The sequence below is a fragment of the Aeromonas piscicola genome (assembly GCF_000820005.1).
Lineage (GTDB): Bacteria > Pseudomonadota > Gammaproteobacteria > Enterobacterales > Aeromonadaceae > Aeromonas > Aeromonas piscicola.
In genome coordinates this window covers 7,684-20,229 of record NZ_CDBL01000053.1, presented here as the reverse complement: position 1 = coordinate 20,229, position 12,546 = coordinate 7,684, and the positions used below count along the sequence as shown (strand labels likewise).

The following is a 12,546-nucleotide window of genomic DNA, read 5'->3' as shown; positions in this document are numbered from 1 at the left end:
ATCGGCGGGAAAGGGGTGGCGAAACGGGGGCCTGGGCCCCCGTTCTCATCCATACCGCCGGATCAGTTGAAGCAGTGTTCGGGGCCGGGGAAGGTGCCCTCGCTCACCTGTTGCACATAGAGCCGGATGGCGGCATGCATGTCACCGGTTTCGGCCAGGAAGTTCTTGGTGAACTTGGGCACGTAACCTGAGGTGATGCCGAAGGCATCGTGCATCACCAGGATCTGGCCATCGGTGGCGGGACCGGCACCTATGCCGATCACCGGGATGCGCAGCGCCTTGGTGATGCGCTCGGCCAGGGCGACCGGCACGCACTCGAGCACCAGCATCTGGATGCCGGCTTCCTGCAGGCAGAGTGCCTGGCGGTAGATCTCCTGGGCCTGGAACTCGTCGCGCCCCTGCACCTTGAAACCGCCAAACACATGAACGGATTGCGGGGTGAGGCCGAGGTGGCCACAGACAGGCACGCCATTGCGAGTCAGGTGGCGAATGCTGTCACACAGCCAGTCGCCTCCTTCCATCTTCACCATGCGGGCACCGGCGGCCATCAGCCGGGCGGCGTTCTGGTAGGTCTGTTCCGGGGTGGCATAGCTCATGAACGGCATGTCGGTCACCACCAGCGCATTGGTGGTGCCGCGCACCACACAACGGGTGTGATAGACCATCTCATCCATGCTGACCGCCAGCGTGTCCTGGCCCCCTTGCAGCACCATGCCCAGCGAATCGCCGATGAGCAGCACATGGGCGCCCTCGTCGTCGAACAGCTTGGCGAAGCTGGCATCATAGGCGGTGATGGCGGTGATGCGTTGCCCTTCCTGCTTCATCTTCAGCAGGCTGGCGGTGGTGATCTTGCTCATAACGTTGCTCCTACTCGCCGCGTGTGTCCGTGAGGATCACAAGGGCGTTGATGGCTCTGCTCATCAGGGTTTCCCAAGTTCTGCCACGGGAGCAATGATGGCAAGATCATTGTGCGGGCAGCGGGCAACCAGTTGTGCGAGCGGGGTGCCGCAGGGCAGCACCAGAGCGGGCGCAATCTCGGCAAGGGGCAGCAGCACGAACTCCCGCTCCTTCATGCCGTAATGGGGAACGACGAGACGCTCATGCCCGATGATCCGATCGCCATAGAGTAGCAGATCGAGATCCAGGGTTCTGGGGCCCCAACGTTCATCCTTGCGCACACGTCCCTGTTCCAGCTCGATTTTTTGCAGTTGATCCAGCAAGGCCAAGGGGCCGAGCCGGGTGTTCAGCAGCACCACGACATTGACGTAGTCCGGCTGATCCGCAGGGCCCATGGGGCGGCTGCTGTAAAACGAGGAGGCCTGCTGCAACTCGGACTCCGGCAGCGCCGCCAGTGCGACGACGGCGCGGCGAGCCTGGCCGAGCGGGTCAGCCAGATTGGAGCCGATGGCAACGAAGACCTCCGTCATGACGTTGGTGGTCACTGCGCCGTTTTCGGTTTGCGACGGCGCGGGCGACGACGGCTGCGACTGTTGCTATCACGTTTCTCGCCGTCACCGCTGCGGGGTTCACCGGCTTGGGCATGCTCGCTGCTAGCAGGGCGGCGGGTCGCTTCCCGTTGCAGTTGCGGGCGCACGTCCGGATTGGACTCCACATAGCGCTCCCACCAGCTGGCGAGCTCGCCGAGGCCGCGCTCGACCCGGTTGCGCAGCAACAGGAAGTCGTAGGCTGCGCGGAATTTCGGGTGCTCCATGGCCCGCTCTGGGTGACGACCCTGACGGCGGGTCAGTCGCTGTTGCAGGGCCCAGATATCGCGCACATCTGTGGTGAAACGGCGCGGTACGGCGATGATCCGCACCTGGTTGTCCAGCACCTCGTTGATGGCCAGCATGAAGGCGTCGTGCCAGGGCAGGCCGCTCTCGTTTTCCAGCACGCGGGCGCGGGCTTCGACACAACCCCACAGCAGAGTGGCGTAGAGGAAGGCCGGGGTGACCCGCTTGTCTGCCCGCACCCGGGTGTCGGTATCGAGCAGCGCCAGTTCGATGAACTGCTCGAACGGCGAGGTACCGTGGGGTGTGAACAGGGCGGCCACCTGCGGGAACAGCGGCTGGAACAGCCCGTATTCGCGCATCAGCTTGTAGGTCGCGAGGCCATCGCCAGCCAGGAACAGCTTGAGGGTCTCCTCAAACAGGCGGGCGGCGGGGATGTCCTGCAGCAGGGATGCCAGCTCCTTGATGGGGGCGGCACTGCGCGGGCTTATGGTCATGTCCAGCTTGGCGGCGAAACGCACGGCGCGCAGCATGCGCACCGGATCCTCGCGATAGCGGGTCTCGGGGTCGCCAATCAGCTCCAGCTTGCGCTGGGCGAGATCCTCGATGCCACCCTCGAAATCGTGCAGGGTGAAATCCCTGGCACTGTAGTAGAGGGCGTTGACGGTGAAATCGCGACGCTCGGCATCCTCTTCGATGGTGCCGTAGACGTTGTCGCGCAGCAGCATGCCTTCATCAGACTGGGCCGACACATGCTTGCTGGTATTGACCTGATGGTGGTGACCCCGGAAGGTGGCCACTTCGATCACGTCACGACCAAAGACGATGTGGGCCAGGCGGAAGCGGCGGCCAATCAGGCGGCAGTTGCTGAACAGCGCCTTGATCTGCTCCGGCGTCGCGTTGGTAGCGATGTCGAAATCCTTTGGCGTCTTCCCGAGCAGTATATCCCGGACACCCCCGCCGACCAGGTAGGCATCATAGCCACCCTTGTTCAGGCGATAGAGCACCTTGAGCGCATTCTCGCTGATCTCTTTGCGCGAGATGGGGTGCTGGTCACGGCTTAAGGTACGGCGTTGCCCGGTTACGTGGGCTGGGATGGGAGACTCCACCGACTGCTCGCCGTCTTCCTTGCCGAGCACCTTGCGGCAAAAGTTTGCGATCTGGGAAAAAATGGTACACCTCTTCATGACTTCAAATTGACGGGAGGCCAAAAAATAGCGGCCTATCATAGCTCAGGCCTGACCAAATGAAAAACGATGTGGTTCATTCAAAAAGTTCAGGCTTGGCTAAACAAAAATTGTGTTCTCCATGTCAGCGCGCTCAGGCCTGACTCAATGCAAAGCCCGGTGATCCCTGTTCCAGGCTGATCTTCTCTCTGGATGGAACCCGGTCGAGCCGCCAGTGGGCAATGCCCCAGCCGATGATCTCGTCAATGCGGCTCGCCATCAGCTCGGGGGGCGGACATTGACCGAGAAAGTGCAACGCCTGCCACAGGGCCGGCCTGACTTCGTCCAGCGTCAGTGCCGGCGCATGGTTCTGCTTAGACAGTTTGTGGCCATCCGCCAGCACCGCCAGTGGCAGATGCACCCAGGCGGGGACGCTGGCCCCCAGCGTCTGGTAGAGGGCAACCTGGCGCACCGTGGGCTCCAGCAGATCGGCACCCCGCACTATTTCTGTGATGCCGCTGTCCATGTCGTCCACCACCACCGCTAGGTTATAGGCGTAGAGGCCATCCCGGCGGCGTATGATGAAGTCCTCTTCGGCCAGCGCCGCAGGAACCGCAATGTGGCCCTGCAACCCATCCTCGAAATGGTAGACCGGATGGTGCTGGCGCAGCCGGGCGGCGCATCCCTCGGCTCCGAGCCCAAGATCGCGACAGTGGCCGTGGTACAAGCCGCCGCCCGCCATGATCTCGCGCCGGGTACAGCGGCACCAGTAGAGATCGCCAGCCTGATAGAGCTGCCCGATGATCTCGTCATAACGACCATGACGCCGGCTCTGGTACATCACTTCCCCATCCCACTCCAGGCCATGGGCCGCCAATGTCTGCAGTATGAGCGGGGCGGCACCGGCCATCTCCCGTGGCGGATCTATGTCTTCGATCCGCACCAGCCAACGTCCCTGTTGCGCCCTGGCCTGCAAGAAACTGCCGAGCGCCGCAATCAGGGAGCCAAAATGGAGCGGGCCTGACGGGGAGGGGGCAAAGCGACCTGTATAGGAGCGAGTCTGGGGCGACGGGACTGTATTCACGGGCATGGCAATCAGGGCAAGCGATTCATTGAGGCTGCATTCTGGGACGCCCAGACCAAAAGCTCAATAAAAAAGGGAGCCCGCGAGCTCCCTTTTTTCAGTTATGCCAGTGGTCGGTATCAACCGGCCATCTGTTTTTCCTTGATTTCAGCGAGTGTCTTGCAGTCGACACAGAGGTCGGCTGTCGGACGGGCTTCCAGACGACGGATACCGATCTCGATACCGCAATGCTCGCAGTAACCGAAGTCATCGTCTTCAAGCAGCACCAAGGTCTTCTCGATCTTCTTGATCAGCTTGCGTTCACGGTCGCGGGTACGCAATTCAAGAGCGAACTCTTCTTCTTGCGCGGCGCGATCCACGGGATCCGGAAAGTTGGCTGCCTCATCCTTCATGTGGTCAACGGTGCGGTCAACTTCCTGCATCAGTTGGTTGCGCCAGGCTCCCAGGATCTTGCGAAAATGTGCCTTTTGTTGGTCATTCATGTACTCCTCACCCGGTTTTTCCTGGTAAGGCGCCACACCCGCAATGGCCAGGGGGCCCAGAGATTTCCTGTTTTCGCCTGTTGGCATGCCCTGTCTCCTAATTCAGCACGCTACCCGTGCCATCCATAAATTGAGGGCGACATCTATAGCAGAAGGGTAACGCGTAGGCAAACAAGCCGTACCAATTATGTTACCCATCCCAACATTTATTCGCTGCCCTCGGGTAGCAGGTGACAAGATTCAAACGGGATAAAATCTTGGGCCACCATGCTCTGCACCCCAACATGGGGTCGATAGCATAAAATTTCAACCCCTGCCGCAATCGCTTGCTCAATAAGCAGACTATAGTGCGGATCTATGTGTGCTGCAGGGCGCATTCTCACTATTCCGGAGTGCAAAACCATAAATAGCAGCACGGCTCTGTGCCCTGCCGCCTTCATGGCCATCAATTCACGCAAATGCTTGGCGCCACGACTGGTGACTGCGTCGGGAAAGTAGCCCATGCCGGCTTGCTCGCGCTCATCGAGCAGGGTCACGGATTTCACTTCTATGTAGCATGAGGGCCTGTGGTCATCCTCCAGCAGCAGATCGATGCGACTGTTCTCTTCGCCGTATTTCACTTCTGTGCGCAGCCTGGCGTAGCCGGCGAGCGGGGCCAGCGCCCCCTGTTCGATCAGCTCGCGGGCGATCTGGTTGGCACGCGCCGTGTTGACGCAGATGAAGTGACCCGCCGGGCTCTCGGCAATTTCCCAACTGTGGGGCAGCTTGCGTTTGGGGTTGTCGGAGGTGGAGTACCAGACCCGGGTGCCCGGCTCGGCGCAGCCGGTCATGGCGCCGGTATTGGCGCAGTGAATGGTGATCACCTCGCCATTGTCGAGCCGCACATCGGTCAGGAAGCGCTTGTAGCGGGATATGAGCTGCCCGGACTGCAGGGGGGGATCGAAAATCATGGTGCTGTTCTCTCTTTTATAGGCAGGAAGCGAGGGCGATAGACTGTCACGATGCCATCTTCTCTCTGGCGCGCAGGGGCCAGCAGGCGAGCGGTTCATAGCGAACCCCGTCCGGCGTCGTGACCGACTGATAGAGGCAGAAGTGGTCCGCATGCAGCAAAAAATCCGGCGCCGGCAAGCTGTCGGGCGCCTCGCTCGCCTTGCGCGACAGGGTGACGTGGGGACGATAGCCCTGCTCGCCGTTGCCAAGCCCCAGCTTCTCGCCGTGGCGACGCAGTGCCCTGGCCAGTACGTTCAGCTCGTTCGGCCAGTCACCCGGCCCCACCCAGGCCGCCTTGGCACGGCTGAACCAGCCGGTCTCATCCAGCCTGATGGTCAGCGGCGGACAGTGCTGCCGCTCGGCGGCGGCTATCAGGCGGGCTGTGGTGACCTGATCTGCTTCACCGAGAAAGGCCAGCGTCAGGTGGAGGTTCGCTGCGGGGACCGGCTGGCCGGGCCAGGGGCGTTGATCTCGCCAGTCGATCAGCTCGGCGGCGAGCTGTTGCAGAGGCAGGGCAAAGAAAAGTTTGGCCATGTTGGTGAGGATGCCTTTTTACGCTCATAACATGGCCCCCATTCTATGGCAGCTGTGGCGGTCATGTCTCGCTGGCGACATCTGCTCACGGTGGTGGCGGATGCTATGGCAGAATGGGCGCCGTTTTTAAGGTCATCACAGAAGGTGCTCGTCGCTTTGTCCCAACTCCCCATAGTGTCCGTGTTGCCGGCGCTGTTTGCCGCCATCGACAGTCATGCCAGCGTGATCCTGCAGGCGCCGCCCGGCGCGGGCAAGTCGACCCTGCTGCCGCTGGAGCTGGTCCGCCAGAATCGGCTGCCAGGTCGCATCATCATGCTGGAGCCTCGGCGTCTGGCGGCGCGCAACATAGCGGGTTTTCTGGCCCGACAGCTGGGGGAGCCGGTGGGCGAGCGCATCGGCCTGCGGGTAAGGGGTGAGAGTCGCACCAGTGCCCGGACCCGACTCGAGATCGTCACCGAGGGGGTGCTGACCCGGATGCTGCAGCAGGATCCCGAGCTGGCGGGCGTGTCGCTCGTCATCTTCGATGAGTTCCACGAGCGCAGCCTGCACGCCGATACCGCCCTGGCCTTTGCCATCGAGAGCCAGCAGGGGTTGCGGGACGATCTCAAGCTGCTCATCATGTCCGCCACCCTGGATGGCATGGCGCTCGAGGCCCTGTTGCCGGACGCCCCGGTCATTCGTTCCGAGGGGCGCGGCTTTCCCATCGACTATCACTATCGCCCCATCAATCGCCAGCAGTGGCTGGAGCCGCAAGTTGGCGCCGTCGTGCTGGAGGCGCTGGCCAGCCATGTCGGCAGCGCCCTAGTGTTCCTGCCGGGGCAGGGGGAGATAGAGCGGCTTGCCCTGTGGCTGGAGGGACGGTTGCCGGATGACGTGCGCCTCGCACCGCTCTATGGCCGTCTCGACATAGCGGCGCAGCAGGCCGCCATCGAGCCGGCGCCTGCGGGCCACCGTAAGCTGGTGCTCACCACCAATGTGGCCGAGACCTCCCTCACCATAGAGGGTATACACATGGTCATCGACAGCGGGCTGGAGCGGCGCGCCAGCTTTGATCTGAAAAGCGGCGTCACCCGGCTGGAGACCCGCCAGATCGCCAGGGCTTCCGCTACCCAGCGGGCGGGCCGCGCTGGCCGGCTCGGTCCCGGCGTCTGCTACCGGCTTTGGAGCGGCGAGGTGCAGGAGCGTCTCGCCGAGCAGAGCCCGCCGGACATACTGACGCAGGAGCTGACCGGCCTGCTGCTGGACGCCGCCCAGTGGGGCGCCAAAGTGGAGAGCCTGCCACTGCTGGACATGCCCCCCGCCGCCGCCGTGGCCAGCGCCCAGCGGCTGCTGGTCAGCCTGGGCGCCATGACGCCCGAAGGTGAGCAACAACTTACCCCTGCTGGCCGTGCCATGGCGGCCTTCGGCACTCACCCTCGGCTGGCGCGCATGCTGCTGCGGGCCCGCGCGCTGGAGGCCGAGGGTCTGACAGGGATTGTCGCCGATGCCGCTTTCCTGGTGGCGCTGCTGGAAGAAGATCTGCGAGGATCTGAACGTCTCTCCGTGCTGTTTCACCGCCGGCTTGGCGCCCTGCGGCAGGGGGCGGCCCGCTGGTTCGAGCGCCTCGGTGTCAGGTCTGGCGCGTCACAACGTCAGGCACAGGGGCAGTGGCTGGGACTGCTGTGCGCCCTCGCCTGGCCGGACAGGATCGGCAAGTTGCGCAGTGGCAGCCGTTATCAACTCAGTGGTGGGGTGAGCTGCGATCTGGTAGAAGGTCACCCATGCCAGGGGCAAGGGGCCCTGATTGCCATCGAGATGGGGCAAAACGATCGTGGCAGTCGCATCTTCATCGCCGAACCGGTCGAGTTGGACGAGCTGGCGCGCCAGCTGCCGGAGCTGGTAAGCGAGCGCCAGTGGTTCGACTGGGACGAGCGGGAGGAGCGGGTGCGGGCCGAGCGCCAGCAGGTGATCGGCGAGCTGGTGCTGAGCCAGCGGCCGCTGACCGAGCTCTCCGATGAGCAGAAGGGGCGCTGTCTGCTGCAGGGGATCCGCCGCAAGGGGTTGCATGTGCTGCCCTGGGATGAGCACAGCGAAGGGCTGCTGGCCCGTCTGCGCTGTGCCCGCGACTGGTTGCCAGATGACGGCTGGCCCGCCATGGACGACGAAAGTCTGCTGGCTCGGCTGGAAGAGTGGTTGTTGCCTGCCCTGAGCGGCATGACCCGGCTGGAGCAGCTGAAGCGGCTCAACCTCAACGACATCCTGCGTCAATCCCTGCCTTGGCCGCTGCCAAAACGGCTGGACGAGGCGTTGCCGAGCCACTTCACGGCGCCGACCGGCAGCCGGGTGCGCATTCGCTATCAGCCGGGTCAGGCACCTGTGATCCCGGTGCGCATTCAGGAGATGTTCGGGCAAGGCACGACCCCGTGCGTGGCCGACGGCCGGGTAGCGCTGGTGGTGGAGCTGCTCTCGCCGGCCCAGCGGCCGCTGCAGATCACCGCCGATCTCGCCGCCTTCTGGGCCGGTTCCTACGAGCTGGTAAAAAAAGAGATGAAGGGGCGTTATCCCCGTCACTACTGGCCGGACAACCCGCTGGAGGCGATGCCGACCCGGGTGACCAAGAAGAAGATGGGCATCTAGCTGTGATTGGCGCAGCCTGAGCGAACCTGTGGATCACGACCGTTCGACTAGGGCGCTGCGCGGTTAATCAGCCTGCGGCGCTCGCCAAGACCAATGAGATAATGATTACGCCCGCGATGGCGACATAACGAATAGCAAAGAGGATTCATGGCAACGCAACGACGCAAGCGCGCACCCAAGAAGGTGGCGCCCAAACGCACCATCTGGCGCAAGCTGTTCTGGCTTGGCTTCAAGCTCTCCCTGGTGGTGGCCGCCTTCATGGTGGTGTTTGGCATCTACCTGGATACCAAGGTGCGCGAGCGCTTCGATGGCGAGAAGTGGCAACTGCCGGTGATGGTCTACAGCCGTCCGCTGGAGCTCTACCCCAGTCAGCGCCTCTCCCAGACCCAGATGCTGCGTGAGCTCAACATGCTGAGCTACAAGCAGGTGCGCCAGCCTCACACGCCGGGCGAGTATGCGATCAACGGCAACCGCATCGAGTTGATCCGCCGCCCGTTCGCCTTCCACGATGGCGCCGACGGTGCCCGCGGCCTGCGCCTTACCTTCAACGGCGCGCGGCTGGAGGGGATCCAGTCGCTGGAGAACCAGCGCCAGCTTGGCTACGCCCAGATGGACCCTGTGCTGCTCGACCGCCTCAACACCGAGGATCGGGAGGATCGCCTGCTGGTGCGCATCGCCGAGGTGCCCGACAGCCTGCTGGTGACCCTGCTCACCACCGAAGATCGCGACTTCTACCAGCACGGCGGCGTTTCGCCGGTGGCCATACTGCGCGCCATGGCGGCCAACGTGCTGGCCGGTCGCACCGTGCAGGGGGGCAGTACCCTCACTCAGCAGTTGGCCAAGAACTTCTTCCTGACCCGCGAACGCAGCCTGTGGCGCAAGCTGCAGGAAGCCTACATGGCGGTGCTGATCGACTATCGCTACAGCAAGGACGAGATCCTGGAGGCCTACCTCAACGAGGTCTATCTGGGGCAGAACTTCTCGCAAGGGGTGTACGGTTTCGGGCTCGCCTCCTATTTCTACTTCGGCATTCCGGTCAACGAGCTGGATATCGATCAGGTGGCTTTGCTGGTGGGATTGGTGAAGGGACCTTCCTATTACGATCCCTGGCGCTTCCCCGAGCGGGCCAAGACCCGGCGTGATCTGGTGCTCAAGCTGCTGATGGATCACGGCAGCCTGCAGCCGGCCGAGTACGAACTCGCCAGCAAGCAGCCGCTTGGCATCATCACCCGTGGCCAGATGAGCTATGGCCGCACCCCGGCCTTCATGGGGCTGCTCAAGCGCGAGATCCAGAGCCGTTTCGGTGCCGATCTGCTCAAGCAGTCCGGTCTCAAGATCTTCACCAGCTTGGATCCCATCGCCCAGCACGCCGCCGAGCAGGCGGTGGCATCGGGCCTGACGCTCATCGAGAAGCAGCGCGGCAAGAAGAGGCTGGAAGCGGCCATGGTGGTCTCCGACTGGCACAAGGGCGAAGTGGTTGCGCTGGTGGGGGGGCGGGATCCCCGCTACGCCGGCTTCAACCGGGCGCTGGATGCCCGTCGCCAGATTGGTTCCCTGGTCAAGCCGGCCGTCTACCTGACCGGCCTCTCCAACGGCCTGACCCTGGCGAGCCCGCTCAAGGATCAGCCGATCCGCATCCGTGGCAAGGATGGCCAGATCTGGACGCCGCAGAACTATGATCGAAAGTTCCGCCAGAGCGTACCGCTGATGGATGCGCTGGCCAGCTCCCTCAACGTGCCGACCGTCAATCTGGGTCTGCAGGTGGGGCTGGACAAGGTGGTGGATACCTTGCACAAGCTGGGGGTCGAGCAGGAGATCCAGCCCTATCCGTCGCTGGTGCTGGGGGCCGTGGCCCTGTCTCCCATGGAGGTGAACCAGATGTACCTGCCCATCGCCAACCAGGGGCTGACCCAGCCGCTGTCGGCGATCCGCGCCGTGGTCAACAGCGATGGCAGCACTCTCTATCAGCATGATCAGACCGCCAAGCGGGTCACCGACGAGCAAGCCAGCTGGCTGACCCTGTTTGCCATGACCAAGACGGTGAGCCAGGGCACGGCCCGCGCGCTGAATGCCAAGTTCCCCGGCGCCACCATGGCGGCCAAGACGGGCACCACCAACGAGCTGCGCGACTCCTGGTTTGCCGGACTGGACAACAACGAGCTGGTCAGTATCTGGGTGGGCCGTGACGACAACACGTCCGCAGGGCTGACGGGGTCCAGCGGCGCCTTGCAGTTGTTCAGTGGCTACATGAGCCAGCGCGGCGTCAACAGCCTGGCGCTGAAGATGCCGCAAGGGGTGAGCTGGGCCAACTTTTCCCGCGCCAGCGGATCCCGCGTGGTCAGCGACTGTCCGGGCAGCCTGCAGGTGCCGGCCAAACTGGCCGGGCTGGCTGAGCCCATGAGCTGTGGCAGCCCTTCACCGCGCAGCGCGCTGGATGACTGGTTCGGCGGCTTCTTCAACTGATAGACGAAACGGGCAGCCCTGGCTGCCCGTTTGCGTGGAGTGCATATGACTTTCCCATTGTTTGACGCCATCCATCATGTGGCCATCATCGCCAGCGACTATGACCGCTCGCGCCACTTCTATCACCAGGTGCTGGGACTGCCCATCATTGCTGAAACCCTGCGCGAGGCACGTCAATCCTGGAAGCTGGATCTGGGCCTGCCCGATGGCAGCCAGCTGGAGCTGTTCAGCTTCCCGGCACCTCCCGCGCGTCCCTCGAGACCGGAGGCCTGCGGTCTGCGCCACCTGGCCTTCCGGGTCAGCGAGCTCGACCGCGTCATCCGGCATCTGCAGATCCATCAGATTGAGGTGGAGCCGGTGCGGGTGGATGAACTGACCGGCAAGCGCTTCACCTTCTTCGCCGACCCCGATGGTCTGCCGCTGGAGCTGTACGAAACGGCCCGTTAACTCAGCTTGGCAGCCTGTTGCCATTCGCAAAAAAGCCGCCCGGCGAACCGGGCGGCTTTTTTTATTGTGTGAGAGGAGGGGATCAAGCCGTGGTCAGCAGCGCCACCGCAACGGCCATCACCACCATGCCGACCCAGCCGATGGGCTTGAGGCGCTCGCCAAACAGCAGCAGGCCACCGAGCGCGGTACCGAGAATGCCGATGGCACCCCAGGTGGCATAGGCGACAGCCAGGTCAATCTTGCCGGTGCTCACGGCTTCCGAGAGCAGGGTAAAGGCGCAAAGCACCAGCAGGATGCCGAGAAAACCCCAGCCCTTGTAGCGGAAACCCACCGAGCGGTTGATCGCCATGTTGGCGCCTATATCCAGCAAGGCCGCGCCGAGCACGATAATCAACGGGTGCATGTGGCCTCCTCTATCTTGCTCAGGTTGGCCGTGCCACGTGGGCGGGCAACCGGCTCATCGTGGGTTTCACCCATTGTCACCATAACAATACCCACTATTGCCAGCACCAGACCTATCAGCTCCTGGGTGCCTATGTCGTAACCCAGAAACAGGATGGAGACCAGGGTGATCAGGCCGATCCCCAAGCCTTCCCACAGTGCAAACGCAATACCAATGGAGATTGTTTTGGCGGCTTTGGCCAGCAGCAGATACGAGAAAGAGATGAGGATCCACATCGGCAGATAGTTGAGCCATCCGGCCTCGTTTTCCGGGATCAGGGCCATGCTGGAGGTGCCAGCCACCTCGGTCAGGATGGCGCCGGTCAAAAACATGCGAGCTAAGAGCATGCGACTGAATAACATAAAATTTCCTTCTGTGGCTACGACGAGGAAGATGATAGCCGCAGTGCGACCGGGTGCAGCAATCGCTGAGCGTCGACTATTCAGATGCTGAAGGTTTGCCTTGCCGAGGAGGGGCGAGGTAATGTGAATATAGGATCCTCCGTCATCGGCCCCGGTCATGAAGCTTTATCAGATACAACTCTTTGTCGAGTCCGCCAGCAGCGGCTCCATCGCCAATACGGCGCGCCGTATTG

General features: G+C 62.9%; 12 protein-coding genes. 3 read left to right on the top strand and 9 right to left on the bottom strand.

Going from position 1 to position 12,546, the window contains the following annotated elements; genetic code table 11:
- Positions 1–62: 62 nt before the first annotated feature.
- From panB to thpR, 7 genes are all read right to left on the bottom strand, one after another.
- Positions 63–857 carry a 3-methyl-2-oxobutanoate hydroxymethyltransferase gene (gene panB, locus BN1128_RS13070; protein ID WP_042869429.1) on the bottom strand — a complete coding sequence of 265 codons (795 nt, stop codon included), beginning with the start codon at positions 855–857 and terminating at the stop codon, positions 63–65.
- A gap of 63 nt (positions 858–920) precedes the next feature.
- Positions 921–1,427 carry a 2-amino-4-hydroxy-6-hydroxymethyldihydropteridine diphosphokinase gene (gene folK, locus BN1128_RS13065; RefSeq protein ID WP_042869540.1) on the bottom strand — a complete coding sequence of 169 codons (507 nt, stop codon included), beginning with the start codon at positions 1,425–1,427 and terminating at the stop codon, positions 921–923.
- Between the two features lie 11 nt (positions 1,428–1,438).
- Positions 1,439–2,914: a polynucleotide adenylyltransferase PcnB gene (gene pcnB / locus BN1128_RS13060; protein WP_042869538.1), complete on the bottom strand. Its 1,476-nt coding sequence runs from the start codon at positions 2,912–2,914 to the stop codon at positions 1,439–1,441.
- A gap of 133 nt (positions 2,915–3,047) precedes the next feature.
- Positions 3,048–3,983: a tRNA glutamyl-Q(34) synthetase GluQRS gene (gene gluQRS / locus BN1128_RS13055; RefSeq protein ID WP_042869427.1), complete on the bottom strand. Its 936-nt coding sequence runs from the start codon at positions 3,981–3,983 to the stop codon at positions 3,048–3,050.
- 113 nt (positions 3,984–4,096) lie between these two features.
- Positions 4,097–4,546, bottom strand: coding sequence for an RNA polymerase-binding protein DksA (gene dksA / locus BN1128_RS13050; protein WP_033137830.1), 450 nt, complete (start codon positions 4,544–4,546; stop codon positions 4,097–4,099).
- Positions 4,547–4,665: 119 nt separating this feature from the next.
- Positions 4,666–5,409 carry a DNA/RNA nuclease SfsA gene (sfsA, locus tag BN1128_RS13045; RefSeq protein ID WP_042869423.1) on the bottom strand — a complete coding sequence of 248 codons (744 nt, stop codon included), beginning with the start codon at positions 5,407–5,409 and terminating at the stop codon, positions 4,666–4,668.
- Between the two features lie 46 nt (positions 5,410–5,455).
- Positions 5,456–5,983, bottom strand: coding sequence for an RNA 2',3'-cyclic phosphodiesterase (gene thpR / locus BN1128_RS13040; RefSeq protein ID WP_042869421.1), 528 nt, complete (start codon positions 5,981–5,983; stop codon positions 5,456–5,458).
- 156 nt (positions 5,984–6,139) lie between these two features.
- Between thpR and hrpB the strand changes: the two genes are divergently transcribed.
- The 3 genes from hrpB (at position 6,140) to gloA2 (ending at position 11,509) form a co-directional block, all read left to right on the top strand.
- Positions 6,140–8,599 carry an ATP-dependent helicase HrpB gene (gene hrpB, locus BN1128_RS13035; RefSeq protein ID WP_042869419.1) on the top strand — a complete coding sequence of 820 codons (2,460 nt, stop codon included), beginning with the start codon at positions 6,140–6,142 and terminating at the stop codon, positions 8,597–8,599.
- Between the two features lie 147 nt (positions 8,600–8,746).
- Entirely contained in the window at positions 8,747–11,062 is a 2,316-nt protein-coding gene (gene mrcB, locus BN1128_RS13030; protein ID WP_042869417.1) for a penicillin-binding protein 1B, read from the top strand.
- A gap of 45 nt (positions 11,063–11,107) precedes the next feature.
- Positions 11,108–11,509, top strand: a complete 402-nt coding sequence (gene gloA2 / locus BN1128_RS13025) for an SMU1112c/YaeR family gloxylase I-like metalloprotein (RefSeq protein ID WP_042869416.1) — start codon at positions 11,108–11,110, stop codon at positions 11,507–11,509.
- An 82-nt stretch (positions 11,510–11,591) separates the two neighbouring features.
- On the opposite strand, the gene BN1128_RS13020 is transcribed toward gloA2, so the two are convergent.
- Positions 11,592–11,912 (bottom strand): SMR family transporter, encoded by a 321-nt coding sequence (locus BN1128_RS13020; protein WP_042869414.1) that lies wholly within the window; start codon positions 11,910–11,912, stop codon positions 11,592–11,594.
- The gene (locus BN1128_RS13015; protein ID WP_065403763.1) at positions 11,900–12,313 is read right to left on the bottom strand and encodes an SMR family transporter; all 414 of its coding nucleotides are present in this window, start codon (positions 12,311–12,313) and stop codon (positions 11,900–11,902) included. Before BN1128_RS13015 ends, BN1128_RS13020 begins: the two co-directional genes overlap by 13 nt.
- Positions 12,314–12,546 lie beyond the last annotated feature (233 nt).